The sequence below is a fragment of the Devosia yakushimensis genome (assembly GCF_030159855.1).
Classification (GTDB): domain Bacteria; phylum Pseudomonadota; class Alphaproteobacteria; order Rhizobiales; family Devosiaceae; genus Devosia; species Devosia yakushimensis.
This window is the reverse complement of the sequence record NZ_BSNG01000001.1, coordinates 628,594-653,071: the sequence shown is the minus strand read 5'-3', so window position 1 is coordinate 653,071 and position 24,478 is coordinate 628,594. Positions and strand designations below refer to the sequence as shown.

Genomic DNA, 24,478 nt, shown 5'->3' with positions numbered 1-24,478 from the left:
CTTTCGTCATGTGTAAACAAATTATTGAACGCCGCTTTTTTTGCAGCTAAGCTCGCCCGATCGAATATTGCGGCCGACAGATCTGATCCTGCGAAGACCATTCGCGCATGCTGACGTCACTTTCCGATATTTCGATATCATCAAGTCTTGGTCATCATGACTGGGACCGTTCTACCGCAGCGATTGCACGAGGGAAACGCGCATCATGGCAACTGGCACTGTGAAGTGGTTCAACGGCCAAAAGGGATATGGCTTTATTCAGCCCGATGAAGGTGGTGCGGACGTCTTCGTCCACATCTCCGCCGTCCAGCGCTCGGGCCTCAATGGCCTGGATGAAGGCCAGAAGGTCACCTACGAAATCGTCAAGGACAAGCGGACCGGCAAATCCGCCGCCGACAATCTGACCGCCTCCTGACGGGCCTGAACCAAAACGAATTAAGGGCGCATCGAGGGGATGCGCCCTTTTTTGTTGGCTAGATCACCTGGCCGACATCGATGCGATTTCCGTCCGGGTCCTCGAAGACGAATGCGCGCAGACCATAATCCTTGTCCTGCAGTCTCTTGATGATCCTGGCCCCATACTGAACGCAAATGGCGTGCAGTGCGTCGGCATCATCCACCATCAGATGCGCGATGTTGAAGTTAGCGGCCTTGTGACCCGGCTGGAGCGTCAGGTGCAACTCGCCCTGATCGCGCTTGAGGATCATGAACCCGACAGGGTTTCCGTTCTCGAAGGTTTTCTCAAAACCCAGAGCCCCGGCGTAAAAGGCCAGGGCCCGGTTCATATCGCTGACGGGCAGCATCGCGGCAATTCGTCCGAACCGGACAGTGTGAGGGGCGATAACAGTCATGGCAGTGCCTCTGCTAGCGAAGTCGCGATCACCCGCCAGTCGGTGCCGGCTGAGGTGATGCACTCCATCATTTTGGATCAGCAGGGCGGTGCCTACAAAACCAAACCTATCGCGGCTTTTGCTCGAAAAACAGGCCCAATATCACTGTGGCGGTGGGGAGGTTGGAGCATCTTGGGATGCGCGGAGCACTCAACCAACCACCGGGTCATTCCGGCGCAGGCCGGAATCCATGCTGTGCTCTGACCGCGTGCGGGATGGAGTGGATGGCCTTCAGAATGGATTCCGGCCTGCGCCGGAATGACATCGGGGGCGGGGCGGGATGAGGGCGCATACACGATGGGATGGTTGGGCACCCACATACTTTGCCCGAGCCCCTTCGCCCCCCTGCCCACCGCCGCCTTCCTCGGGCTTGACCCGAGGATCATTCGCCGCTTGTGCCCTGTTGAGAGTGACCCTCGGGTCAAGCCCGAGGGAAGCGACTGTGGGTGGGGGAGCGTGTTCTAAGCACCAACCGCTCAAGCACCAACCGCGTCATTCCCGCGCAGGCGGGAATCCATTCTGAAATCGACCCGTGCAGATCAAGAGTGGATTCCCGCCTGCGCGGGAATGACGCGATGGCAGGACGCCGTGTGGAGCGTCCTAGCTCCTCATAGGCCCTCTCCTCACACCCCTTCCGGCGCAACCCGGATCAGCCGGCCATTGCCGGCATCAGTCAACGCATAGATGGCGCCATCCGGCCCCACTCGCACATCGCGGATGCGGCCCAGCTGGCCTTCGAACAGCCGCTCCTCGCCCACCACGGCATCGCCTTCCATGTCGAGCCGTACCATGACATTGCCGCTCAGCCCGCCGGCAATCAGATCGCCCTGCCAGCCTTCGATCAGCGCGCCTTCATAAAAATCGAGGCCCGACGGCGAAATGGAGGGGTCCCAAAAATGCAGCGGCTGCTCCAGCCCCTCTTTCTCGGTGCCTTCACCAATCGAGGCGCCGGAATAGTCCACGCCATAGGTAATGACCGGCCAGCCATAATTGCCGCCGGCGCGCGGCATGTTGACCTCGTCGCCCCCGCGCGCACCATGCTCGACGGTGAACAGCGCGCCATCGCTCTCGCGCAACGTCGCCCCCTGCGGATTGCGGTGCCCCTTGCTCCACAATTCCGCCGCCCAGCCCTCGACCTGGGGATTGCCCTCGGGCACGGAGCCATCGGGCGCAATACGCACCACCGCACCCGCCAGATCGGCCATATCTTGCGCACGATCGGCCTCGCCCCGCTCGCCCAGCGTGACGAACAGATTGCCGTCATTGCCGATAACGATGCGTGACCCATAATGGCGGTCGGTGCCGGTGAAATTGTTCATGCGGAAAATGACATTCTGCTCGCTGAGCGCCCCGCTATCCCCATCCAGGGTCAGCTTGGCCGAAAGCACCGCCGTACCCTGCCCGCCGCGCAGCCCGGCATCCTCAGCCGCCTCGGAAAAGCTCAGGTAAATCCGCCCGCTACTGGCAAAGTCGGGCGCCAGCGCCAGATCGAGCAACCCGCCCTGCCCCCGCGCTACGACACGGGGCACTCCTTCGATCGGCGCTCCCACCGCTCCATCCTGCCCTACCACGCGCAATTGCCCGCTGCGCTCGGTGACCAGCATGCGGCCATCGGGCAGAAAGCCCAGCGCCCAGGGATGATCCAGCCCCTCGGCAATCACATTGGCCGTGAGGCGCCCGGCGCTGGTATCGATGGTCTGCGCCACGGCAGGGGAAGCCAGAAGAGCGGCGAACGCGGCGCCGGAAAGAGTTGCGAAGCAAAACGGGTACACACGGATCATGCTGGGGGCCTTTCGGTGGGAACACTGGCAAATCTTGAATGGGTATGTGGAGATAACCATCTTCATGATGCACCCCCGCTTGACCGGAACGCGGCAGGCGGGCAAGTTGAACCTATCTCCCCCAAAAACTTATCGTGATGCACACGCCGGGTTTGGCTGGGGAGTTTGACGTTTTTGCCGTGCCGAATGGAGGCGACGAATGGACAAGATCCCGATGACGGTCGGTGGCCACAAAACCCTGACCGCCGAATATGAGCACCGCACCGCAACCGAACGCCGTCGGATTATCGACGCGATCGCTGAAGCACGCGCCCATGGGGACCTGTCTGAAAACGCCGAATATTCGGCCGCCAAGGAACAGCAGAGCCTCAATGAAGGCCGCATCCAGGAACTGGAATCGATTCTGGCCCTCGCCGACATCATCGATGTCAGCAAGCTGTCGGGCGCCAGCGTCAAATTCGGCGCCACCGTGACATTCCTCGACGAGGATACCGAAGAGGAAAAGACCTATCAGGTCGTGGGCGATCCGGAGGCCGATGCCTCGGGCGGCCGAATCTCGATTTCTTCCCCCATTGCCCGCGCCATGATCGGCAAGGGCGAAGGTGATTCGTTCGAAGTTTCGGCGCCCGGTGGGGCCCGCAGCTACGAGATCGTCCGGATTCGGTACATCTAACAGGACCGATCAGCATTCATCTCAGGCCGAATCGAAAATGGTGTTTTCGAGAACCGGACCGGAGCGTACCTTTGGGTACGTGAGGACCGGAAGCGCAGAAAACGCCATTTGCAGACGGCATCAGATGAATGACGGCGGTTCTGGCGCCCATTTCTTGGGCATTTGCCCTAGGCAGGCTGTGACATTTTCGTTCGTTCCACAGTCACGAGCGCCACAAAAACGACTTAGCCTTGAAAGAGTACACCTTCGCCCCTTAACTTAGGGCCGAGGGTTACTCGCATTTGTTGGAGAGCGTTGCGATGCACGCGAAAGTCATCATCATCGGTTCCGGCCCTGCCGGCTACACCGCTGCGATTTACGCGGCGCGTGCCATGCTCGAACCGGTGATGATTCAGGGTCTGCAGCCCGGCGGCCAGCTGACCATCACCACCGATGTCGAGAACTATCCCGGCTTTGCCGATGTCATCCAGGGCCCCTGGCTCATGGACCAGATGAAGGCGCAGGCCGAACATGTCGGCACCAAGATCGTCAATGACCTGATCGTCAATGTCGACCTCGACAAGCGCCCCTTCGTTTTGACCGGCGATAGCGGCGATATCTATACCGCCGACAGCCTGATCATCGCCACCGGCGCCCAGGCCAAATGGCTGGGCATTCCGTCCGAGCAGAAGTTCCAGGGCTTCGGCGTGTCCGCCTGCGCCACCTGCGACGGCTTTTTCTACCGCAACAAGGAAGTGCTGGTGGTCGGCGGCGGCAATACCGCGGTCGAGGAAGCTCTGTTCCTCACCAATTTCGCCAGTAAGGTCATCGTTGTGCATCGCCGCAACGAATTCCGCGCCGAACGCATCCTGCAGGATCGCCTATTCAAGAATCCCAAGATCGAAGTGCGCTGGAATACCGAAATCGCCGAAGTCGGCGGCTCGGCCATGCCGCCCTCGGTCAATTCGGTCACGCTGCGCGACACCACCACCGGCCGCACCTATGAGCAGCCGATCGACGGCATTTTCGTCGCCATCGGCCATGCCCCGGCAACGTCAATATTTGCTGGCAAGCTCGACATGAAGCCGGGCGGCTATCTCCTGGTGAAGCCGGGCACGACCGAAACCAATGTTCCCGGTGTCTTTGCCGCCGGGGACGTGACGGACGATATTTACCGTCAGGCAATCACTGCCGCAGGCATGGGTTGCATGGCGGCACTCGAAGCAGAACGATACCTGGCTGAACACGAGCTCGCCGAAGCGGCGGAGTAGACTGACCGACGACCCAAATAGAAAGCGTCACAAGAAATGCTCGACTGGGACAAGCTCCGGATTTTCCACACCGCCGCCGAGTCGGGCAGCTTCACACATGCCGCTGAAAAGCTCGGCATGAGCCAATCGGCCGTCAGCCGCCAGATCTCGGCGCTGGAGGATGATCTCGGCCTCAAGCTCTTCATCCGCCACGCGCGCGGGCTGGTGTTGACCGAAGTGGGCGAACAATTGTTCCGCACCGCCCACCGCATGCACTGGGAGCTGCAGCAGGTCGAAACCCAAATGTCCGAAAGCCAGGACGTCCCGACCGGCCCGCTGATCGTCACGACCACGGTGGGTATCGGCTCGACCTGGCTCAGTTCGCGCCTCGATGAATTTCTGAAACTCTATCCGCTGATCCAGCTCGAAATCCGCCTCAATGACGCCGAGCTCGACCTGGCCATGCGCGAGGCCGACGTGGCCATCCGCCTGCACCGGCCCAACCAGTCCGAGATGATCCAGCGCAAGCTGTTCACGGTGCATAACCACTTCTACGCCGCCAATAGCTATGTCGATGAAGTGGGCATGCCCGCCACGGTCGATAATCTCGAAGACCACCGCATCATCAGCTTCGGCGAGCCGGTGCCCTCCTATCTGGGCGACATCAACTTCCTCGAACGCATGGGGCGCTCCGATTCGAGCCCCCGCCGCGCCACGCTCAAGGTCAATTCGATCTATGGCATGCTGCAGGCCTGCCGCGCCGGCATCGGCATCGCCATGCTGCCCGATTACGTGACGGAAAAGGAAGACGGTCTGGTCCAGGTGCTGCCCGAAATAGAGCTGCCGGCCTACGAGGCCTATTTCGTCTATCCCCCTGCCCTCAAGAATTCCAAGCGCGTCGGCGTGTTCCGCGACTTCCTGGTCGGCAAGGCCCGCGAGTGGAGCTTCTAGCTCGCTCGCCGTCCACATTCTCATAGGGGCGTTGCGTGAACCTGATTGCCCATGTCGAAATTCCGGTCACTGACCTCGAACGGGCGATGCGTTTCTACAGCGCCGTTTTCGACGTGACCTTCGGCGAGGTCGTCACCATCCACGACAACAAAATGGCCTACTTCCCTTTCGAAGCAGGCAAGGACGGCGCCAGCGGAGCGCTCGCCCAGGGCGAGGTTTACGTTCCCACCCGGGACGGAGCCATTATCTATCTCAGCGTCGCCGATATTGACGATATTCTTGCCAGGGCCGTCGCGCAGGGAAGCGAGATACTGTTTCCAAAGACGCCGGTCGGTGAAAACGGGTTTGTCGCCGAAATTGCCGATAGCGAGGGCAACCGCATCGCGGTTCAATCGCTCCGATGAGGCAAATCTCATCACCACAATCGTCTCGACGGCAAGGCCCACGAGTGGTCGCGCTGGCGCTGGGCCTTGCGGCCAGCCTGCAACCCGCCGCGGCCATGCCGCTGTTCAACATCCCCTCGACCTCGATGATGCCCACACTGCAAGCGGGCGAGGTGATCCTGGCCGTTCCGCTGACCGCCCCGCCTCAGCGCGGCGATATCGTGGTCTATACGATGGACGATCAATCCTGGCTTGGCCGGGTCATCGCCTTTGCCGGGGAGAGCGTGGAATTGCGCCACGGCCAGATCTTTATCGACGGCACCGCCCTGCCGCAGACCCCGCTTGCCGATGCGATAGAGGATGGCTGCCCGGACTTCCTGCAGCCCGATGCCACCTGCACATTTCTGCGCGAAACAATGCCGGACGGCAGGAGTTACGCCATCATCGACAGCCTGCCGGACAGCATGGTCGACACCATGCCCGCCCAGCGCGTGCCCAAGGGCAGCGTCTTTATCATGGCCGACAATCGCGACAATGCGGTGGATAGCCGCCTGCCCCAGCACGGCGCGGTCGCCGTCAGCGCCATACTGGGCATGGTCCAGAACGTCGTCGTCAGCGCCCATCTCGGCACAGGGGCAGACCGTCTGGCCGGATTTCCCGAGGCAAGATAGCATGCCCCTGATCACCACGATCGCCTTCGATGCCGATGACACGCTCTGGCAGAACGAACACTTCTTCCGGCTGACCGAGCAGCGCTTCGCCGACCTGCTCAAGGACTATACCGACGCGCCCGATCTCAATGCGCGCCTGATCAAGGCCGTCACGGCCAATCTGCAATATTACGGCTTCGGCATGAAGGGTTTTACCCTCTCCATGGTTGAAACCGCGCTGGAGGTAACCGACCATCGCGTGCCTGGCACGGTCATCGCCGAAATCCTCGCCGCCGGGCGCGAATTGCTGACCTATCCGGTCGAAACCCTGCCCTATGTCGACCAGGTGCTGAGCCAGTTGCAGGATACGCATCGCATGATCGTCATCACCAAGGGCGATGCCTTCGATCAGGAACGCAAGCTCGCCGCGTCCGGCCTGGCCGATTATTTCGCCGCCGTCGAAATCGTCACCGACAAGAATCCGGCCACCTATAGCAGTATTTTCGAGCGCCATTGCGATGGGCCGGAACGAACCCTCATGGTGGGCAATTCGCTCCGTTCCGATATTTTGCCCGCCTTGGCGGCCGGTGGTTTCGCGGTCTATGCGCCCCATGCGCTGACCTGGTCCTATGAGCATGCCGAGGAGCCCGTGGGAGAATCGCGCTATGCAAAAATTGAGCATATTGGGGAGCTTCCCGCAGCCATTGCCGCCTTCGAGGCCAGCCATGGCTGAGATAACCTGCCGTTTTTCAGGCAGTTTTGTCGCTGCTCTGCCTGCGACATACCGTACCGCTTGTTACAGCTATTCTTGATTTCATTACGATTTTCGGCCTCACATGCTCGCCATGCATGGCTGACATGTAGCCTGCCTAATTGTTGAGCGCGGTGCCGCCTCTTATATGAGCGTCATCACAGCGGCGCTTCCCTCCTCCCTTGCGCGCTGCTGCGTTCCCTCCTGGCGGGATTTTGTCCCGCTCCCTTGTGGCTTCGCTCTCCCCTCGAGCGAGGCCACTTTTGTTTTAAGCCCCAGACATTTGCCCGCGCGTTTATGCATGGCTGGCATGTAGCTTTCCGTATTGCCGACTAGTTCAGTAGAGTTCATATAGAAGGTGTCGCTGAGACGCGCTCCGAATCCTCCTCCCTCGGACCCCGTATCGCGACACCGAACCAGGGCCGTATCCTCCTCCCTCGGCCAGGGTTCAACGGTAGAGCGCATATCCTCCTCCCTTGCCTCTACCCCACTTTCGATTTGGCTTCGGCCCAGTCATCGGCCCCATCCTCGGATGGGGCCCTTTTTTTTCGCGCCGTGTGGAACCTATGCAGCAAGGCCGCATTGCTCTGCTGCACAAAGAATGGACAACTTGTCGCAGTGCCTATTGCATGGCTGACATGTTTAGACATGTATTGCTGACCGAACGGTCAAAATCTATATGTGTACTCGTCGCTGGGACGCCGCTCCGTATCCTCCTCCCTCGGACCCGCGTTAAGGCGACACCGGATCAAAGCCGTATCCTCCTCCCTCGGCTTGGGTCCAACCGGTTTGGTGCATATCCTCCTCCCTTGCACCGGACCATTACTTACGATTTGGCTTCGGCCCTATCATCAGGCCCCATCTTCGGATGGGGCCCTTTTTTTGTTTTGAGGTACGTGGGCCAAGCGGCATCGTCAGAGCTCGGCGTCATTCCCGCGCAGGCGGGAATGACGTTGTGGCAGAACCGGCCGGGATGCCGGGGATCCATCTTCCTCTCCCTTGAGGGGATTAGATCAGGGCCCCTCTACCCCCTCACGCATGGCTGACCTTCCGATTGAGCGTTTGTTCCGCAGCGGCACATGGAAGATAACTGCGCCAGGTTTTCCGCTTCGGCGGAAGGCCCTTGGCCTCGCCCATCCCCTCGGGCGGGGCCTTTTCGTTTTCCAGCCGGATAATTCCTGCCGCCGCCCGGCAAGTTCTGCCGCCCCCGGAATGGCCCATTACGCTAACCCATTGAAACGGTTGAGCATGGCTTCGGCATGCCGCTTGCAACGCCTTCTGGCAAAGCCAGGAGAAACGCCCATGGTTGCCGTCAACACCGCCTATAGTGCCAGCACCTATTATAGCGCCGCGGCCAGCCAGACCGGCAATACGGCCACCACCGGCAATGCTACATCCACCAGCACTACACCGGTCGAGACCGCCGCAACCTCGGTGACGCTTTCGGACGCCGCCAAGGCAGCGCTGGCCACCAAGGATTTCGCCACGGTGCTCACCGAAACCCACGCCAAGCTCAAAGCCTTGCTCAAGGAAGCCGGCCCCACAAATCCGCTGGAAAAAGACAAGCTGGCGCTGGACCTGTCGAGCCTCGATGCGCGCGAGCTCTATGCCATGGCCAGCAATGACGGCTTTACCAGCGACGAGCAGAAGGCGGCCGGCCTCGAAATGCAACGCCGGCTCGAAGCGGCGCTGGCCGGCCCGGCAGCCGTCAGCAAGGTCACCGGCAATTATCACGGGCTCTATAAAGCGGCGGCCGAATATCTCGATAGCCTCGGCCCCGAGGAAAAGGCGGCGCCCGACTGGGTCGCCGCCCGCGCAGCCATTACCGAAGGCCTCAAGCAGCTGCAGGCCGACCCCAAGAAACTGCCCGATGCCGGCAAGGACGATCCGGTCGCCATCTATCTGGCGCTGGTCAATTCCGGCGAAACCACCACGCCCCGGCCTATTACCGACATCGCCACGACCGCCCGCAAGACCCTCGATACCCTCTATGCCGACGCCACCGCCGCAGGCAAGGCGGCCACGTTCAACAAGAATACGACCGTGGGCACCTATATCGACATGTCCAAATTCGACAGCCGCACGCTGTCATCCATCGTTCTGGATACATCGGGCCAGTTCACCACCGAGGAAACCCGGGCAGCCAATATGGCGCTCAAGGCCAAGAGCGGCGCAGCCCTGCTGGCCGGCTTCCAGAGTGCCGCCAAATCGAGCGACCCCACCGCCTTCAGCCAGAACGTCATCTCGATCTATTCTTCGATGAGCGCCGAAGAACGCCTGGCCGCCGGCTGGAGCGAAGACTTCTACAAGGCAGCGCTCGGCAGCTACCAATCCACCGCCAATCTACTCAACATGTTCTCCCAGGCCACCAGCTCCAACAGCGGCACGGGCATAATGAGCTGGTTCGCGCAGTAGCGGGCAAGCGGCAAAGCCGAATTAGGCGATATCCCAGCCCTCCCCCAACGTGATATGAGCGCACAAAACCTCACCCCACCACTGCGCCTCCCTCGGGCTCGACCCGAGGGCCATTCTCAACCCGGCACAAGCGGCGAGTGGCCCTCGGGTCGAGCCCGAGGGAGCGGCGGTGGTAGGGATAGATTGGGGACCCAACGCGATCTATCGCGCGATGCCCCATCCGGGGTTTCTAACGAATGCAGACCAACCGCTATCCCGCAAACCCATCCAGCGCCGAGACAATCGCTTCGCCCATGCCGGCGTCGCCGCTGGAATGGCCGGCGCCTTCGATGATCACCAGCCGGGCAGCGGGCCAGGCGCGGCTCATGTCCCAGGCGGTCGTCAGGGGCGCCTGCAGATCGAGCCGCCCCTGCACCATCACGCCGGGAATATCAGCCAGTGCGGATGCCCCGGAGATCAGCGCGCCCTCCTCGAGCCAGGCGGCATGGCGGAAATAATGCGTCACGATGCGGGCGCGGGCCAGGATATAGGCGGGATCGTTCCAGCGTTCGGGCCAGCCGGCATTCGGGTCCGACGAAATGGTTGCGGCTTCCCAGAGATGGAAATCGAGCGCGGCCTTGTTGTGGATCGCGCCATCGGGGCTGAGGAGCAGATCGCCATAGGCCGCAATCAAGCCGCTATCGGACGTTCCCGCCGGCGCGCCCGCGCGAAAGGCTTCCCATTGCGCGGGAAAGAGCGGGGCAAGGCCCCGATAGAGCCAGCCGATTTCCGATTGCCGCGTCGTGGTAATGCCCGCCAGCACCATGGCCCGCACCCGTTCGGGATGCCGTTGGGCATAGGCAAAGCCCAGCGTGGTGCCCCAGGACATGCCATAGAGCACCCAGCGCTCGACGCCCAGATGCAGGCGCAGCGCCTCGATATCGGCCAGCAGATGCCCGGTCGTATTGGCGGAAAGGTCGGCCCCTGCCGCTCCGGCATGGGGCGTGCTTCTGCCGCAGCCGCGCTGGTCGAATGCGATGATGCGATAGCGCGTGGGATCGAAGAACCGTCCGGTCGAAGCCGCCACACCCGAACCCGGCCCGCCATGCAGGATCAGGGCGGGCACGCCGTCGGGATTGCCCGAAATGCTCCAGAAGATGGCGTGCCCCTGCCCCACATCGAGCATGCCCTGGGCATGCGGCTCGACGAGGGCATGGAATGCCATTCTTACGCGATCCCGGCGCAGAAGCCCTGAATGCGCCGCACCGCCTCTTCCAGCTCGGCATTGCTCGCCGCATAGCTCAGCCGGAAATGCCCCGGCAGGCCAAAGGCCGTGCCATGCACCAGCGCCACGCCGGTCTCTTCCAGCAGCGCCATGACGAAGTCCTCGTCAGTGGTCAGCAGCTTGCCGCCCGCGCTGGTCTTGCCCAGGAGCCGCTGGCAGGAGGGGAACACGTAGAACGCGCCCTCCGGCACCAGGCAATCGAGCCCGGTATTGGCATTGAGCCCGGCCACGACCAGGTCGCGCCGCTGCTGGAATACCTGACGCCACTCGGCCAGGAACTCCTGCGGCCCATTGAGAGCCTCCACCGCCGCCCATTGCGAAATGGACGAGGGATTGGTGGTCGATTGCCCCTGCAGCTTGGTCATCGCCGCCAGCAGCGGCCGCGGGCCGGTGCAATAGCCGATGCGCCAGCCGGTCATGGCATGAGACTTGCTGACGCCATTCATGGTCAGCGTGCGCGGGCGCAGGGCCGGCTCGACCTGGGCGATGGTGGCGAAGACGCCGCCATCATAGACCAGCACCTCATAGATATCGTCGGTGAGGATATGCACATGGGGATGGCGCAGCAGCACATCGGCCAACCCGCGCAGCTCGGCCGCCGAATAGGCCGCGCCCGTGGGGTTGGACGGCGTATTGAGGATCAGCCACTTGGTACGGGGCGTGATCGCCGCCTCCAGCACCTCGGGCGCAAGCTTGAAACCGGTCGAGGCATCGGCCACGGCAAATACCGGCTCGGCGCCGCACAGCCGCACGATTTCGGGGTAGCTCACCCAATAGGGTACGGGCACCACAACTTCATCACCCGGATTAAGTGTCGCCATCAGCGCATTGAAAATGATCTGCTTACCGCCCGAGGAGACGAAGCAATCCGCCGCCGTCACATCGAGCCCATTGTCACGCCGGAACTTGGCCGCCACCGCTTCCTTGAGCTCGGCAATGCCATCGACATTGGTGTAGCGCGTCTTGCCCTCGTCCATGGCCTTGATCGCGGCCTGGCGCACATTGAGCGGCGTGTTGAAATCGGGCTCGCCGGCCGAGAGCGCGATAATGTCCCGCCCCTCCTCGGCCATGACCCGGGCTTTCTGGCTGATGGCCACCGTCGCCGAGGGAGCTACCCGCGCCAGTGCATCGGACAAGAACGCCATTTCATTTCTCCCGGGAAAAAATACCGGGGGATTGATAGGGCGTTAGCGGCAGCACGGCAACTGGCCAGATGTCTTATTTCGCGCGCGGCGGCGCCGTCGATTCCCGCACCACCAATTGCGTCGGCAGCACCCGCCGGCCTTCGACCTGGCTTTCGCCCAGTGCCGCATCGACGGCGAGCCGGGCAATGTCATGCATCGGCTGGGCCATGGTGGTCAGCTTGGGCGTCGCGACGGCCGCCTCAGGCACGCCATCGAAGCCAACCACCGACACATCGCCGGGCACGGTCCGGCCCGATTGGAACAGCCAATCGACGGCATACATGGCAATCTTGTCCGACATGGCCAGGATCGCCGTTGGCGGTTCGGGAACGGCGAAGATCTGCGCCATGGCCGCATGGGTGCTGGCCTCGTCCTCCCGCGTTCCGAAAATAGGCGCCGATAGCGGATCGATCCCGGCGGCCTGCAGCGCCTGCCAATAGCCCAGGGCCCGATCCCGCGAGGTGGAATACCAGGCCTGCCGGACCAGGGCCTCATCCGCCCGCCCGGCATGACCATCACGCAGCATGGTCGAGAGGATGGCAATGCGGCGATGCCCCAGCCCCAGCACATGCTCCGCCGCGATGCGCGCGCCGTTCAGATTGTCGACGCCTATGGCCGGGACGGATTGGTCGTCCGCGCCGATGGCCAGCGCCACATAGGGCAATTGGCGCTGCCGGGTGATGTCGACCAGCCGCTCGCCGCCCTCGACGCAGAGCAGGATGAACCCATCCACCAGGGCCGAGCCGATATTCCAGGCCAAGCGCTCATCATTGCGCGCCGACACCAGCGCCACCCCCGCGCCGCGGCTGTCGCAGATATCGGAAATCTCCGCCATCAACTGGCGCGCCCAGAGGTCCTCGAAGAAATAGCTGAGCGGCTCGATGGCGGCGACGCCCACCGCATTGACCTTGCCCGCCCGCAGCAGCCGCCCGGTGACGCTGGGCCCGCCATAGCCCAGCTCCTTGGCCACGGCATGCACCCGCTCGCGCACTTCCTCGCGGACGATTTCGGGCCGGCTGAACACATTGGACGCGGTGCCTTGCGACACGCCAGCCGCCTTGGCCACGTCCTTGAGCTTGATCTTTTCGGAGCCTTTGACCGTCATGCGGCTGATTTAGCATGATTTTTGGATCGATTCAATTTTTGCTTGACGTGGCGCTTCTGACGGCCTAGATTTGAACCGGTTCAACGACACAGATCCGCCGACGGATTGAACCGATTCAATATTCAGGAGGAAGAGATGATCCCCGCCAGCTACATGTATAGGGATATCTATCACCAGCATTGGGAAGTGGCCGAAACGGAAGCCGCTTCCGCCCGCCCGGCACCGCGCGGCGGGATCACCATTCCCATGCGCGATATCGTGGCGCTGCTCGGCCGGGCCGTGGAGAGCCTGCGGCGCCGGCCAGTCGCCGCCGGTCAAGTCCAGCCCTGCCCGTAGAGCCCTTGTTTGGTCGCGTTTCCGAGCGGCAAAACCGTTGCCACTTTGCTGGAAACGCTCCAGGGGCTAGATGCCCATGCCGGGCGCCTTGCGCAGGATGACGCCCCGCACCCGCCAGCCGAGGCCGGGCTCATTGCCCAATTGATAGAGCGCCTCATAAAGGCTTTGGTCGGGCCCGACCAACCGCACCACCTGGGCCACTTCGGTTTCACTCACCCGGGTAAAAGGCCCGAAACTATGCGACCGCGAGGCGACGATCGGCCCATAACCGGTCGCGACGATAGCGGCGATAAAAACATCGGGATCGGAAAACTGCTGGCGAAAACCGGCGCCCGCAAAGCCCAGCGCCGCCTCTCCATCACCCGCCCGAAACGCCTCGATCTGCCCGCTCACCACGGCCTGCCAGGCCTGTTCCTCGGTCTGCGCCGAGAGAGGCACTGCAAGCGCCAGCATCATAGCCAAAGCCAGAACAACGCGCATTTCCGCCTCCAACGGGCCAGTGCCACAGTTCTGCCGCCAAATGGTACGCCAAGCGACGCATTGGCTACAAACTCGAACCGCATTCGCATGGTTTCATTTGATCGTCGCAACGAACAAAGACGACGTCGATCCCATGCACAAATCTACGTCTCCCAAGCGGAAAAGTTTCAGGCTCTTTGCCATCGCGTCGGCCGCCCTTCTGGCTGTCGGCTCGGCTGGTGCCCTGATCGCTGGCGTCACACCGGCGACCGCTGCGAGCCTGGCCAACCACGCTGATACGCAAATTGCCGTCTTCATGGTGCCGCTGACTATTCTGCTTGTTGCGATCCTGTATGAGGCCGCACGTATTGCCCTTCGCGGCAACCTGCCCGTCGAGGCGCCCGCGCGCCGTGCGGCGGGCCGCTATTGGTCCCCCGACCGTGGCGAAGGCTGAATACAGTCTTATCTGATCTCCCTAGTTCCCTGACCAACGTCACACTGGACCGGCCTCGCGCCGGTCCTTTTCTTTGTGTCCGCTGTTCGACCAACCGACTATTGCCCCCGCCCCCCTGCAGGATCACACTGGTCCACGTGAGGAGGACTGAACCATGCTGGTTGATACCATACTGCAAAACAAGGGTTCGCTGGTCTACACCCTGCCCGAAACGGGCACGCTCGCAGACGCCGTCGCCATGCTCAACACCCACAATATCGGCGCCGTCGTCATCACCCATCAGGACGGCACCATTGCCGGCATTCTATCGGAGCGCGATGTGGTGCGGCGCCTCGGCGAGGACACCGCGGCAGCATTGGCCCTGACCATAGCCGAATGCATGACCCGCTCGGTCTATACCGCCAGCCGCCAGACCCATATCGATGACATCATGGAGCGCATGACCCATTCGCGCGTCCGCCACATGCCGGTCACCGAAAACAAGAAACTGGTCGGCATCGTCTCGATCGGCGACGTGGTGAAACTCAAGATCGAACAGGTCGAGAAGGAAGCCGAGGAACTGCGCGAATATATCGCGTCGTGAGCTAGGCATCGTGGCTCCATCACTCCCTCCCAACCTCCCCCATCATGGGGGAGGTGCCGGGCCGGTGGATGGGGCAGTATTTCGCCCATTCACCGGGTTCACCCTCCCCCTTGATGGGGAGGGGTGATGGGAGCCCGGATATCGGAACTCCCGCTGGTGACGCCACGACCTCCATTCCCCCCAAAACCACAGCGTCATTCCCGCGCAGGCGGGAATCTATTCTTCCAAAAGAGTGGATTCCCGCCTGTGCGGGAATGACGTGGTGGCTGGAAACAAAAGAGAGCCACGATCCCAGCTTTTTCGCGTACGCGAAAAAGCTGACCTCCCCTCAAGGGAGAGAACAGGATCGGGGCTCGCCCCCTTACTCCGCCATGGCATGCGCCCGTTCGAGCGCCTTTTCCTCGTCGGTCAGGGGCTTGTCCGGCTTCTTTGGTCCGCGCAGCAGCAGGATCAGCGGCACGGCGCCCAGGCTGAGCAGCAGCATGAGCCAGAAGTCGTCGAGATAGGCCAGCATCTGCGCCTGCTGGGTGACCAGGCCATTGACCATCGACACCGTCACCGGATTGCCCGTGAGCAGAGCCGGCATCTGGTTCATCACGGCCTGCGACGTGGCGGTGATCCGCTCGGCCAGCTCGGCATGGTTGACCTGCATCATATTGGCCAGCACCGCCGTCACCAGCGAAATGCCCACGCCCTGCCCCATATTGCGCACCAGCGCGAACATCGAGGTCGCGTCGGCCCGGAATTTGGGGGCAATGGTGGCAAAGGCCAGCGTCTGCAGCGGCACGAACAGGAAGCCCATGCCAAAGCCCTGGATACAGCCGGTGATGATCACTGGCCAATAGTCCATCTGCAGGTTGAAGCTGGTCATGCCGTAGAGCGAATAGGCCATGCAGCCAATGCCGAACAGCATCAGCAGGCGCGCATCCACCTTGCCCGAGAGCCGGCCCACAATGACCATCGAGGCCATTGTGGCAATCCCGCGCGGCGCCATGATCTCGCCGGTCAGCACCACCGGATATCCCATCAGGTTCTGCAGCAACGGCGGTAGCAGGGCCAGCCCCGAGAACAGGGTGATACCCACAATGAACATCAGGATCGAGGCCAGGGCGAAGTTGAGATCCTTGAACAGGCGCAGGTCGATGAACGGATTTTCCGTGGTCAGGCAATGCACCACGAAAACCCAGAGGCCCGTGATCACCAGCCCCAGCTCGATCCAGGTCTCCGTGGATTCGAACCAGAAATTCCCTGCCCCGCGGTCAAGCAGCAATTGCAAGGCCCCGACGCCCAGCGCCAGCATGGCAAAGCCGAAGAAATCAAAGCGCCGCTGCCTGATATCAGTATCGGGCATGAAGGCCAGCAACATCATGACCGTCACCACGCCGACCGGCAGGTTGATCAGGAACACCCAGCGCCAGTCATAGCTCTCGGTCAGCCAGCCGCCCAGTGTCGGCCCGATGATCGGCGCCACCATGATCCCCATGCCATAGATGGCCATGGCCTGGCCCATCCGTTCCTTGGGATTGATATTGAGCATCACCGTCTGCGCCAGCGGCGCGATGACGGCACCGAAAATGCCCTGCATCACCCGGAAGATCACCATTTCGGGCAGGCTTGTGGCAATGCCGCACAGCGCCGATGCCACGGTAAACCCGATCACGGCGATGAGGAACAGCCGCTTCTGCCCGATGCGGTCGCTGACCCAGCCTGTCAGCGGCGTCGCAATGGCGGCCGCCACGATATAGGAGGTGAGCACCCAGGTAATTTCGTCCTGCGCGGCGCCGAGCGAGGCCGCCATATGCGGCAGCGCCACATTGGCAATGGTGGTATCGAGCACCTGCATGATGGTGGCCAGCATCAGGGCTCCGGTGAGGAGCCCCTTGTGCTTGACGACCAATGTGGGTGCGGAAACGGCTTGAACTGGGGCTTTGGCCATGATCGGCCTCCAAACGTCTAGCGGCGCGGACTTTCGGCGCGGTTCGAACCGCGCCGAAGCCTTATTTGCTCATCATCTTGTCGAGCGTCGACCGCCCGGTATCGACCGACACGGTCGCGCTCATCCCCGTCTTGAGCATGGCAAGTTCAGGATCGTTCGGCAGCGCGATCCGCACCGGCAGCCGCTGCACTACCTTGACCCAATTGCCGGTGGCGTTCTGCGCCGGGATCAGGGAAAATTCCGAACCCGTAGCCGCGCCCAGGCTGTCGACAGTGCCATGCAGCACACCGGGATAGGCGTCGACATGGATATCGACCGGTTGCCCGACCTTGAGCTCGGCCAGCTGGGTTTCCTTGAAATTGGCCTGGACCCAGGTCGCCTGGCTTTCGACCAGCGATGCAATCGTGGTGCCCGCGGCTATGAACTGGCCCACATTGAGGCTCGACACATTGGCAACGACCCCGTCAGATGGCGCGACAACCGTCGTCTTGCTCAGGTTGCGCTCCGCCAGATCGACGGCGGCGAGCGCTGCCAAGACGGTCGGATGCGTGTCGGTGGGAATGTCGGGATTGCCTGCCAGCGCTGCCGTGGCGGCAGCAACCTGCTGATTGGCCAGATCCACCGAGCTTTGCGCCTGCTGGTAGGCCAGCTTGGTATCGTCCAGCGTCGCATTGGCATTGATGCCCTGCGTTACCAGCGTGCTCTGCCGGTCGAACGCCGCCTTGCGAATGGCCAGCGTGTCTTCCGATGACTTAAGCTGGGCCTGCGCCGTGCCATAGCTCACCTTGAGCTGCTCGACGTTGACCCGCGCCGTCGCCAGCGCTGCATTGGCCTGGCTCAAGGCGATCTGGTAGGGCTGCGGATCGAGCGTGAACAGCACGTCGCCAGCCCTCACGGTCTGGTTCTCGGCCACTTCGACGCCGGAAACGCGGCCCGCCACATCGGCACTCAGCGAGACCTTGGCCTGCTGCACATAGGCATTGTCGGTGTCTTCAAAGCGGCCGCCGGTCAGCCAGAACCAGCCCCCACCGGCCACCAGCAAGAGCGGCACGCCGAACATCAGCAGCATGCGGCCGCCATTGCGCTTCTTGGGTGCAGCGGCGGGCTGGGCGATTTCGGCGGCAGGCGGCGGCAACGCAGTCTCGGGCGCCTCGACCGCCGGCGCGGACTTCTCCAGGCGCGGCATGGCGACGACGCTAGCTTCACCGGCTTTCGGATCAGTAACGCGGGCGTTCATTTAAACGGCTTCCTTTTCTTGATCGGCCTCTGGGCCGAGATTGTTGAGATTGTCCCGCATGCGGGTCAGCCCCGAAATGAGAGTGTCGCGTTCGGCCTCCGACAGACCGGCCAGCGCGTTCTGATACAGTTCAAATCCGACATGGCGGGCTTCGCCCACCAGCTCCATCCCTTCGGCCGTCAGCCGCGAAAGCTTGGCGCGACTGTCTTCGGGATGGGCATAGCGCTCGATAAGGCCGCGCTTTTCCAGCCGGTCGAGAATGCCGCTCACCGTCATCGGGTCGGCATCGATATAGCCGGCCAGCTCCACCTGGGTGACCGCCTCTTTCCAATGGATGGCCCCAAGCGTCCGCCACTGCGCCAGGGTCAACCCATGCGCCCGCGCCTCTTCCTCGAAACGCCGGCGGAACAGGCGCGCCACCTCGTGAACGAGGTAGCCGATCGGCCTTTCCTTCTTCACATCGGGATGCATCTGCACCTCATAAGTACACTTATTGTCTGCGGGTATATAATAAGCACACCGACCAATTCAATCGCAATGGGATCATTGCTCCCATGCGCCGGTATTGTGGCTCGAGATGCAAAAAAGCCGCGCCACCCGGTTGGGCAGCGCGGAGACTATGAAGAACAATCAGATTTGCGCGATGCGTTGGAAGCCGCGATCGCGGCTCTCAGTCCCTAAAGGAAACTGGCCTCAAACAACGTCTTGGAATAGGCCTGCGTAATCTCCCCGCCCCGGAACGCCTCCGGGGTCAGCTCATCGACAAACACGCCATCCTTCATCACCAGCACGCGGTCGCACATATGCGCGATCACCGACAGATCGTGGCTGACCAGCACATAGGTCAACTGCTGCGCCTCGCGCAGATCGCTCAGCAAATTGAGCACTTCGGCCTGCACCGAAACGTCCAGCGCCGAGGTCGGCTCGTCCAGCAGCAGGATCTGCGGCGCCAGCATCAGCGCCCTTGCGATAGCAACACGCTGCCGCTGCCCGCCGGACAATTCATGGGGAAACCGTTCGGCGAACGCGGCCGGCAAGCCCACCCGTTCCAGCGCCGGCACGACACGATCCCAGCCCTCGCCACGCTTCATGGCGCGCAGCGGTTCGGCCAGCACCCGCTCGATGCGATGGCGCGGATGGATCGAGCCATAGGGGTCCTGAAACACCATCTGGGCCAGCTCGAACTGTTCCTTGGTGCGCTCCTTGGCCACATCCTGCCCGGCCAGCGCGATGCGGCCGGTCCAGTGCCGGTCGAGGCCCGCGAGCGAGCGCAGCACGGTGGATTTGCCGCACCCGGATTCGCCCACAATGCCCAGCGTCTCGCCCTTGGCGACCTTGAACGACACCGATTTGACGACCTGCTTGCGATCATCGCCCTTGCCGAAGGCGACTTCGAGATTTTCGACTTCGATCATGGCCGCGCCTCCGCTGCGTCGATTGCCTTGCGGTCGAGCACCTGCAGGCGCTTCACCGGATGGCGGGGATCGGGCATGGCCGCGATCAGGCCCTTGGTATAGGGATGGCTGGCGTCTTCCAGCCGCGTCAGGCTTTCCACCACATGGCCCTTGTACATGACGAGGATGCGCTGGCAGAACGCGGCCACCATGCGGATATCATGGCTGATCAGCACCAGGCCCGAATTGTTCTCGGTGACCAATTCATCGAGCAGCTTGAGCACATCGCCGCGCACGCTCACATCAAGCGCCGAAGTCGGCTCATCCGCAATCACCACGGCCGGCTTGGCCAGCAGCATCATGGCGATCATCACGCGCTGCCCCATGCCGCCCGAAATCTGGTGCGGATAAAGCCGCATCGTGCGCTCGACATCGGCAATCCGCACCCGCTCCAGCATGGTCGCGGCCACCGCATAAGCCTCACGCTTGCCCAGGCCCAGATGCAGCTTGGCGGCCTCAGCCACCTGCTTGCCCACCGACAGCACCGGGTTCAGCGAATAGCGCGGGTCCTGCATGATCAGCGCCATCTTGTTGCCGCGCAGCTTGCGCATATGGCCTTCGCTAAGGCTCAAGAGAGGCGCGCCTTCGAAGTCGAGCCGCTCGGCCTCAACGCGGGCCGAATTGGGCAGCAGCCGCATGATGGCGCGGCCAACGGTGGATTTGCCCGAACCGGATTCCCCCACAATGCCCAGCCGTTCGGCGCCCAGCTCAAAGCTCACATCATTGACCGCCCGCACCTGGCTTTGCGCGAACCGCACCGACAGCTTGCTGACGCTGAGAATGGTCTGATCAGGAGCGGACATGGCGCGGATCCAGCAGGTCACGGAGGGCATCGCCCACCAGATTGAAGGCAAGGCTGGTGATGAGAATGGCCAGGCCCGGCATCACCGCGACCCACCAATAATCCAGCATGAATTTGCGGCCATTCGAAATCATCGCGCCCCATTCCGGCGCCGGCGGCTGTGCCCCAAGGCCCAGAAAGCCCAGTGCCGCAGCGGTCAGGATAATGCCGGCCATATTAAGCGTCAGCCGCACCACCACCGAGGGAATGCACATCGGCGCGATATAGAGGAACAGGATGCGCAGGGGCGAAGCGCCATAAAGCCGGGCCGCCGCCACATAATCGGTATTGCGCACGACCAGAGCCTCGGCCCGCGCCAGGCGCGCGATCGGTGGCCAGCCCGTCAGCGAAATGGCGATGATCGCCGTTTGCAGCCCCGCCCCCATGGCGGCGGCAAAAGCCAGTGCCAGGATCAGCGAGGGAAAGGACAGCACGATATCGGTGGCGCGCATCAGGATGGCGTCGGTACGGCCGCCAACAAAGCCGGCCACCACGCCGATGACCAGCCCCACCGGCCCGACGATCAGCGTCACCGCCAGCACCGTCTGGATGGTGATGCGGGTACCGTGGATCAGACGCGAGAGAATATCGCGGCCGAATTCATCGGTACCAGCCCAATGCGCCCAGCTCGGCGGCTGCAGCGCCTGCGGCAGGTTCTGCGTTACCGGGCTATAGGGCGCGATCCAGGGGGCAAAGATGGCGATGATGACCAGCAAGGCCAGCACGATGAAGCCAAGCATGCCCAAAGGCTCGCGCGACAGCTTGGAGAGGCTCAGCCGCAGCGTCGTCGTTATGCGGCCCACAAGCCGGCCAAATCCGCCGCGCCCGGGAAGGGTCTCGACATTACTCATGAGGTCGCCTCGCGGGTACGGGGATCAAGAAAGACATAGGCGAGATCGGCCACGAAATTGAGCAGCATGAAGATCAGGCCGATGATGAGCGTCGAGGCCAGCACCGCATTCATGTCGCCGATCATCAGCGCATTGGTCATGTATTGGCCGATGCCCGGCCAGGAGAACACGATCTCGGTGACCACCGCGCCTTCCAGCAGCCCGCCATAGGAAATGGCGAGAATGGTGACGAGCTGCACCGAGATATTGGGCAGGATATGCCCGATAACGATACCGGCCGAGGACACGCCTTTGGCGCGGGCGGCGGTCACATAATCCTGGTTGAGCTGCTCCAGCGTGAAGCTGCGCGTCATACGGGTGATATAGGCCATGGCCGAATAGGCCAGGATACAGGCGGGCAGGATGATGTGGCTGATCGCGTTCCAGAACACCTCCATGTCCCCAACCAGGAGGCTATCGATCAGCAATAGACCGGTGCGCGGCTCCACCAGCCCTTCGAGATAGATATCGACTCGCCCCGGCCCGCCGACCCAGGCGAGACCGGCATAGAAGATGACAAGCCCCACAATGCCGAACCAGAAGACGGGAATGGAGTGCCCCACCAGCGAGACGACGCGGGCGATCTGGTCGATCAGCGAGTCGCGATAAAGCGCCGCCGCCATGCCCAGCGGCACGCCGACCAGGGTGGAGATGATGACGGCCAGCGTGGCCAGTTCCAGGGTCGCCGGAAAGGCCGAGGCCAGATCCTGCGTCACCGGATTGCCGGTGAGAATGGCCGTGCCCAGGTCGCCGCGCAGCAGCGAGGTCACATAGATCCAGAATTGCTGGTAGAGCGGCAGGTCCAGCCCGAGACGCTGGCGCATGGCTTCGAAAGCCGCGGGGTCAGCCAATTCGCCGACAATGGCCCCCACCGGATCGGTGGGCAGCACGCGGCCGATCACGAAGGTAACCAGCAGCAGGATGAACAGGCTCACCAGCAGTTGCACGAACCGCTGGCCCAGTTCCTTGAAGTTGAATTCTTTCATATTGGCCGCTCTGTTTCAGATGGCATACGGCCTGGCAAGCCTGCCAGGCGCGGCCGTCGGATGTGGAAATACCGACCGGGCAGCGTCCACGCCCAATCGAATCGAAAACAGTTCCATTTTTCCTCCGGCATTGGTACCTTTGGCGCTAAGACGTCATTGGTATCTCGTCATATGACTTACTTTATGTGATGAAGGCTGGCAAGCCGCTTGGAATCACGGCTCAATGACGAGCAAGGGGGACGCAATGAACAGCGACGGCAAGAGCACGACCCGCCGAAGGCAACGGCTGGCCCAGGCCGTCATCGACACCCTGCGTGACCGTATCGTCACCGGCGACCTGGGCATTGGCGACCAGCTCCCCACCGAAATCCAGCTCGAGCTCGAATTCGGCGTCAGCCGTACCGTCGTGCGCGAGGCCATTGCCGAATTGCGCGCAGCGGGCCTGGTCACCCCCGTTCAGGGCAAGGGCATTTTCGTGGCCGAGCCCCAGGCGAGCGGGCGGCAGCTCCACCTCACCCCGGGCGAGCTCAAAAGTATCCCGGAAACCCTGGAATTACTGGAATTCCGCCTCGCCATCGAAGTTGAGGCCGCCGCCATCTCCGCCTATCGCCGCTCACCCCAGCAGGAAGAAGCGATTCGCGACGCCAACCAGCACATGGCCGCCAATATCCATGCCGGCGCCCCTACGGTGGAGGCCGATTTCGCCTTTCACCTGGCCATCGCGCGGGCCACCAATAATCACTATTACATCGACTCGATGACCGGCTTCGGCCCCCGTTCGATTCCGCGCGGCCAGTTCCCGACCCTGCCCGATGCCAGCGATGTCGACTATCTCAACGGCGTCATCGCCGAGCACGCCCGCATCATCGACGCCATTGCCGACCAGGACCCCGATGGCGCTCGCGCCGCCATGCGCGAGCATTTGCTCAACAGCCAGAAACGATATCGCCGGCTGGCGCGCTAATCGCTCGACAGACTTCAAAATTCATATTATGTCATACCTCATTGATGAAATGGGGAGTATGTCATGTATGTAGGAACTCAGCTCGCCGCCCGTGACGACGACGATTATCGCGTCTGGGCGCAGCTCGGCATCAAGCACATCTGCGCCGATCCCGAGACCAAGCTCGGCACCTGGACGCTCGATGACCTCAAGCGCCTGCGCGACAAGGTCGAAAGCTTCGATCTGATTCTGGACATGATCCAGCTCCCCCTGCCCTCGAGCCCCATCGAGACGGCGACCTATCCCGATATCCTGCTGGCCGGCCCCGAGCGCGATCGCCAGCTCGACGCCATCTGCCAGCTGATCGAGAACCTGGCCGCGGCCGGCATTCCCGCCGCCAAATACAATCTCAATCTCATCGGCATTCCGCGCACCCCCGACGAATTGGGCCGCGGCGGCTCGCGCAATGCCTCCTTCCGCTGGGACAAGACCGACCAGAAGGCTGCGCCGGGCCTTGCCGGCGTGCTGTCGGAAGAGGAAAACTGGGAACGGATCGACTATTTCCTCTCCCGCGTCGTGCCCGTCGCCGAATCCAACAAGATCCGCCTCGCCTGCCACCCGCACGACCCCTATACCCCGCCCGGCTATAAGGGCGTCACCCGCGTGCTCGGCACGGTCGAAGGGCTCAAGAAGTTCGTCACCCTGCATGAAAGCCCCTATCACGGCCTCAATTTCTGCCAGGGCACGGTCGGGGAAATGCTCGACAATCCGCGCGAGGAAATCGACGACGTGATCCGCTGGTTCGGCAGCCGGAACAAGATTTTCAACCTGCATTTCCGCAATATTCGCGGCCACAAGCTGTCCTTCATGGAAACCTTCCCCGATGAAGGCGACATGGACATGGCCCGCTCGCTCAAGGTCTACAAGGAAGTGGGCTACCAATACATGGTCATGCCCGACCACGTCCCCACCATTGATGGCCGCGATCCGCAGGGCGTCGCCTTTGCCTATTGCTATGGCTACACCGCCGCGCTGCTGCAGGCGCTCGACACCTATTAATTCCCGTATTCAGAGGACTTCTCT

Annotated in this window: 26 protein-coding genes; 13 read left to right on the top strand and 13 right to left on the bottom strand. The window is 62.3% G+C overall.

Annotated features, from left to right (window positions below; genetic code table 11):
* Window positions 1-205 precede the first annotated feature (205 nt).
* The gene (locus QQL79_RS03075; protein ID WP_092421346.1) at window positions 206-415 is read left to right on the top strand and encodes a cold-shock protein; all 210 of its coding nucleotides are present in this window, start codon (window positions 206-208) and stop codon (window positions 413-415) included.
* A gap of 58 nt (window positions 416-473) precedes the next feature.
* Here QQL79_RS03075 and QQL79_RS03070 read toward each other — a convergent pair whose 3' ends face one another.
* Window positions 474-851 carry a VOC family protein gene (locus QQL79_RS03070; protein ID WP_284387802.1) on the bottom strand — a complete coding sequence of 126 codons (378 nt, stop codon included), beginning with the start codon at window positions 849-851 and terminating at the stop codon, window positions 474-476.
* Between the two features lie 662 nt (window positions 852-1,513).
* Window positions 1,514-2,671: a PQQ-dependent sugar dehydrogenase gene (locus QQL79_RS03065; RefSeq protein ID WP_284387800.1), complete on the bottom strand. Its 1,158-nt coding sequence runs from the start codon at window positions 2,669-2,671 to the stop codon at window positions 1,514-1,516.
* 199 nt (window positions 2,672-2,870) lie between these two features.
* Between QQL79_RS03065 and greA the strand changes: the two genes are divergently transcribed.
* The 7 genes from greA to QQL79_RS03030 all read left to right on the top strand — a co-directional run bounded on the left by greA (window position 2,871) and on the right by QQL79_RS03030 (window position 9,723).
* On the top strand, window positions 2,871-3,344 hold the full coding sequence (greA, locus tag QQL79_RS03060; protein WP_284387798.1) for a transcription elongation factor GreA: 474 nt from the start codon (window positions 2,871-2,873) through the stop codon (window positions 3,342-3,344).
* Window positions 3,345-3,643: 299 nt separating this feature from the next.
* A complete protein-coding gene (gene trxB, locus QQL79_RS03055; RefSeq protein WP_284387796.1) occupies window positions 3,644-4,594 on the top strand; it encodes a thioredoxin-disulfide reductase in 951 nt (316 codons plus the stop codon).
* Between the two features lie 36 nt (window positions 4,595-4,630).
* On the top strand, window positions 4,631-5,524 hold the full coding sequence (locus QQL79_RS03050; protein ID WP_284387794.1) for a LysR family transcriptional regulator: 894 nt from the start codon (window positions 4,631-4,633) through the stop codon (window positions 5,522-5,524).
* Between the two features lie 35 nt (window positions 5,525-5,559).
* On the top strand, window positions 5,560-5,928 hold the full coding sequence (locus QQL79_RS03045) for a VOC family protein (protein ID WP_284387792.1): 369 nt from the start codon (window positions 5,560-5,562) through the stop codon (window positions 5,926-5,928).
* Window positions 5,929-5,972: 44 nt separating this feature from the next.
* Window positions 5,973-6,578 (top strand): signal peptidase I, encoded by a 606-nt coding sequence (gene lepB / locus QQL79_RS03040; protein WP_284387790.1) that lies wholly within the window; start codon window positions 5,973-5,975, stop codon window positions 6,576-6,578.
* Window position 6,579: 1 nt separating this feature from the next.
* Window positions 6,580-7,290: an HAD family hydrolase gene (locus tag QQL79_RS03035; RefSeq protein ID WP_284387789.1), complete on the top strand. Its 711-nt coding sequence runs from the start codon at window positions 6,580-6,582 to the stop codon at window positions 7,288-7,290.
* Window positions 7,291-8,610: 1,320 nt separating this feature from the next.
* The gene (locus QQL79_RS03030; RefSeq protein WP_284387787.1) at window positions 8,611-9,723 is read left to right on the top strand and encodes a hypothetical protein; all 1,113 of its coding nucleotides are present in this window, start codon (window positions 8,611-8,613) and stop codon (window positions 9,721-9,723) included.
* A 250-nt stretch (window positions 9,724-9,973) separates the two neighbouring features.
* Here QQL79_RS03030 and pip read toward each other — a convergent pair whose 3' ends face one another.
* The 3 genes from pip to QQL79_RS03015 all read right to left on the bottom strand — a co-directional run bounded on the left by pip (window position 9,974) and on the right by QQL79_RS03015 (window position 13,285).
* The gene (gene pip / locus QQL79_RS03025) at window positions 9,974-10,927 is read right to left on the bottom strand and encodes a prolyl aminopeptidase (protein WP_284387785.1); all 954 of its coding nucleotides are present in this window, start codon (window positions 10,925-10,927) and stop codon (window positions 9,974-9,976) included.
* 2 nt (window positions 10,928-10,929) lie between these two features.
* The gene (locus tag QQL79_RS03020; RefSeq protein ID WP_284387783.1) at window positions 10,930-12,132 is read right to left on the bottom strand and encodes a pyridoxal phosphate-dependent aminotransferase; all 1,203 of its coding nucleotides are present in this window, start codon (window positions 12,130-12,132) and stop codon (window positions 10,930-10,932) included.
* Window positions 12,133-12,205: 73 nt separating this feature from the next.
* A complete protein-coding gene (locus QQL79_RS03015; protein WP_370461241.1) occupies window positions 12,206-13,285 on the bottom strand; it encodes a LacI family DNA-binding transcriptional regulator in 1,080 nt (359 codons plus the stop codon).
* A gap of 126 nt (window positions 13,286-13,411) precedes the next feature.
* Between QQL79_RS03015 and QQL79_RS03010 the strand changes: the two genes are divergently transcribed.
* Complete coding sequence (locus QQL79_RS03010) at window positions 13,412-13,612, top strand: hypothetical protein (protein WP_284387779.1); 201 nt, start codon at window positions 13,412-13,414, stop codon at window positions 13,610-13,612.
* A gap of 66 nt (window positions 13,613-13,678) precedes the next feature.
* Here the strand turns inward: QQL79_RS03010 and QQL79_RS03005 are convergent, their stop codons facing one another.
* On the bottom strand, window positions 13,679-14,092 hold the full coding sequence (locus QQL79_RS03005) for a DUF4864 domain-containing protein (RefSeq protein WP_284387777.1): 414 nt from the start codon (window positions 14,090-14,092) through the stop codon (window positions 13,679-13,681).
* 97 nt (window positions 14,093-14,189) lie between these two features.
* On the opposite strand from QQL79_RS03005, the gene QQL79_RS03000 reads away from it, so the two are divergent.
* The gene (locus QQL79_RS03000) at window positions 14,190-14,525 is read left to right on the top strand and encodes a hypothetical protein (RefSeq protein ID WP_284387775.1); all 336 of its coding nucleotides are present in this window, start codon (window positions 14,190-14,192) and stop codon (window positions 14,523-14,525) included.
* A 154-nt stretch (window positions 14,526-14,679) separates the two neighbouring features.
* Window positions 14,680-15,108, top strand: coding sequence for a CBS domain-containing protein (locus QQL79_RS02995; protein WP_284387774.1), 429 nt, complete (start codon window positions 14,680-14,682; stop codon window positions 15,106-15,108).
* A 361-nt stretch (window positions 15,109-15,469) separates the two neighbouring features.
* On the opposite strand, the gene QQL79_RS02990 is transcribed toward QQL79_RS02995, so the two are convergent.
* The 7 genes from QQL79_RS02990 to QQL79_RS02960 all read right to left on the bottom strand — a co-directional run bounded on the left by QQL79_RS02990 (window position 15,470) and on the right by QQL79_RS02960 (window position 22,452).
* Entirely contained in the window at window positions 15,470-17,044 is a 1,575-nt protein-coding gene (locus QQL79_RS02990; RefSeq protein WP_284387772.1) for a DHA2 family efflux MFS transporter permease subunit, read from the bottom strand.
* 61 nt (window positions 17,045-17,105) lie between these two features.
* Complete coding sequence (locus QQL79_RS02985; protein ID WP_284387771.1) at window positions 17,106-18,281, bottom strand: HlyD family secretion protein; 1,176 nt, start codon at window positions 18,279-18,281, stop codon at window positions 17,106-17,108.
* Window positions 18,282-18,752 carry a MarR family winged helix-turn-helix transcriptional regulator gene (locus tag QQL79_RS02980; protein WP_284387769.1) on the bottom strand — a complete coding sequence of 157 codons (471 nt, stop codon included), beginning with the start codon at window positions 18,750-18,752 and terminating at the stop codon, window positions 18,282-18,284.
* A gap of 206 nt (window positions 18,753-18,958) precedes the next feature.
* Window positions 18,959-19,696 (bottom strand): ABC transporter ATP-binding protein, encoded by a 738-nt coding sequence (locus tag QQL79_RS02975; protein WP_284387768.1) that lies wholly within the window; start codon window positions 19,694-19,696, stop codon window positions 18,959-18,961.
* Window positions 19,693-20,538, bottom strand: a complete 846-nt coding sequence (locus QQL79_RS02970) for an ABC transporter ATP-binding protein (RefSeq protein WP_284387766.1) — start codon at window positions 20,536-20,538, stop codon at window positions 19,693-19,695. The genes QQL79_RS02975 and QQL79_RS02970 overlap by 4 nt, the downstream gene beginning before the upstream one ends.
* The gene (locus QQL79_RS02965; RefSeq protein WP_284387764.1) at window positions 20,525-21,427 is read right to left on the bottom strand and encodes an ABC transporter permease; all 903 of its coding nucleotides are present in this window, start codon (window positions 21,425-21,427) and stop codon (window positions 20,525-20,527) included. Before QQL79_RS02965 ends, QQL79_RS02970 begins: the two co-directional genes overlap by 14 nt.
* On the bottom strand, window positions 21,424-22,452 hold the full coding sequence (locus QQL79_RS02960; protein WP_284387762.1) for an ABC transporter permease: 1,029 nt from the start codon (window positions 22,450-22,452) through the stop codon (window positions 21,424-21,426). The genes QQL79_RS02965 and QQL79_RS02960 overlap by 4 nt, the downstream gene beginning before the upstream one ends.
* 244 nt (window positions 22,453-22,696) lie before the next feature.
* Between QQL79_RS02960 and QQL79_RS02955 the strand changes: the two genes are divergently transcribed.
* Both QQL79_RS02955 and QQL79_RS02950 read left to right on the top strand, forming a co-directional pair.
* Window positions 22,697-23,416 (top strand): FadR/GntR family transcriptional regulator, encoded by a 720-nt coding sequence (locus QQL79_RS02955; RefSeq protein WP_284387759.1) that lies wholly within the window; start codon window positions 22,697-22,699, stop codon window positions 23,414-23,416.
* Window positions 23,417-23,479: 63 nt separating this feature from the next.
* Entirely contained in the window at window positions 23,480-24,454 is a 975-nt protein-coding gene (locus QQL79_RS02950; protein ID WP_284387757.1) for a mannonate dehydratase, read from the top strand.
* Window positions 24,455-24,478 lie beyond the last annotated feature (24 nt).

What these genes read in the sequence shown, in the direction of transcription:
- QQL79_RS02995 (WP_284387774.1), top strand. Translation starts at nt 14,680, where the DNA reads ATGCTGGTTGATACCATACTGCAAAACAAGGGTTCGCTGGTCTACACC.
- QQL79_RS03050 (WP_284387794.1), top strand. Translation starts at nt 4,631, where the DNA reads ATGCTCGACTGGGACAAGCTCCGGATTTTCCACACCGCCGCCGAGTCG.
- QQL79_RS02955 (WP_284387759.1), top strand. Translation starts at nt 22,697, where the DNA reads ATGAACAGCGACGGCAAGAGCACGACCCGCCGAAGGCAACGGCTGGCC.
- QQL79_RS02965 (WP_284387764.1), bottom strand. Translation starts at nt 21,427, where the DNA reads ATGAGTAATGTCGAGACCCTTCCCGGGCGCGGCGGATTTGGCCGGCTT.
- QQL79_RS03030 (WP_284387787.1), top strand. Translation starts at nt 8,611, where the DNA reads ATGGTTGCCGTCAACACCGCCTATAGTGCCAGCACCTATTATAGCGCC.
- QQL79_RS03065 (WP_284387800.1), bottom strand. Translation starts at nt 2,671, where the DNA reads ATGATCCGTGTGTACCCGTTTTGCTTCGCAACTCTTTCCGGCGCCGCG.
- trxB (WP_284387796.1), top strand. Translation starts at nt 3,644, where the DNA reads ATGCACGCGAAAGTCATCATCATCGGTTCCGGCCCTGCCGGCTACACC.
- QQL79_RS02990 (WP_284387772.1), bottom strand. Translation starts at nt 17,044, where the DNA reads ATGGCCAAAGCCCCAGTTCAAGCCGTTTCCGCACCCACATTGGTCGTC.
- pip (WP_284387785.1), bottom strand. Translation starts at nt 10,927, where the DNA reads ATGGCATTCCATGCCCTCGTCGAGCCGCATGCCCAGGGCATGCTCGAT.
- QQL79_RS02950 (WP_284387757.1), top strand. Translation starts at nt 23,480, where the DNA reads ATGTATGTAGGAACTCAGCTCGCCGCCCGTGACGACGACGATTATCGC.
- QQL79_RS02970 (WP_284387766.1), bottom strand. Translation starts at nt 20,538, where the DNA reads ATGTCCGCTCCTGATCAGACCATTCTCAGCGTCAGCAAGCTGTCGGTG.
- QQL79_RS03010 (WP_284387779.1), top strand. Translation starts at nt 13,412, where the DNA reads ATGATCCCCGCCAGCTACATGTATAGGGATATCTATCACCAGCATTGG.
- greA (WP_284387798.1), top strand. Translation starts at nt 2,871, where the DNA reads ATGGACAAGATCCCGATGACGGTCGGTGGCCACAAAACCCTGACCGCC.
- QQL79_RS02985 (WP_284387771.1), bottom strand. Translation starts at nt 18,281, where the DNA reads ATGAACGCCCGCGTTACTGATCCGAAAGCCGGTGAAGCTAGCGTCGTC.
- QQL79_RS02975 (WP_284387768.1), bottom strand. Translation starts at nt 19,696, where the DNA reads ATGATCGAAGTCGAAAATCTCGAAGTCGCCTTCGGCAAGGGCGATGAT.
- QQL79_RS03075 (WP_092421346.1), top strand. Translation starts at nt 206, where the DNA reads ATGGCAACTGGCACTGTGAAGTGGTTCAACGGCCAAAAGGGATATGGC.
- QQL79_RS02960 (WP_284387762.1), bottom strand. Translation starts at nt 22,452, where the DNA reads ATGAAAGAATTCAACTTCAAGGAACTGGGCCAGCGGTTCGTGCAACTG.
- QQL79_RS03020 (WP_284387783.1), bottom strand. Translation starts at nt 12,132, where the DNA reads ATGGCGTTCTTGTCCGATGCACTGGCGCGGGTAGCTCCCTCGGCGACG.
- QQL79_RS03035 (WP_284387789.1), top strand. Translation starts at nt 6,580, where the DNA reads ATGCCCCTGATCACCACGATCGCCTTCGATGCCGATGACACGCTCTGG.
- QQL79_RS03005 (WP_284387777.1), bottom strand. Translation starts at nt 14,092, where the DNA reads ATGCGCGTTGTTCTGGCTTTGGCTATGATGCTGGCGCTTGCAGTGCCT.
- QQL79_RS03070 (WP_284387802.1), bottom strand. Translation starts at nt 851, where the DNA reads ATGACTGTTATCGCCCCTCACACTGTCCGGTTCGGACGAATTGCCGCG.
- QQL79_RS02980 (WP_284387769.1), bottom strand. Translation starts at nt 18,752, where the DNA reads ATGCATCCCGATGTGAAGAAGGAAAGGCCGATCGGCTACCTCGTTCAC.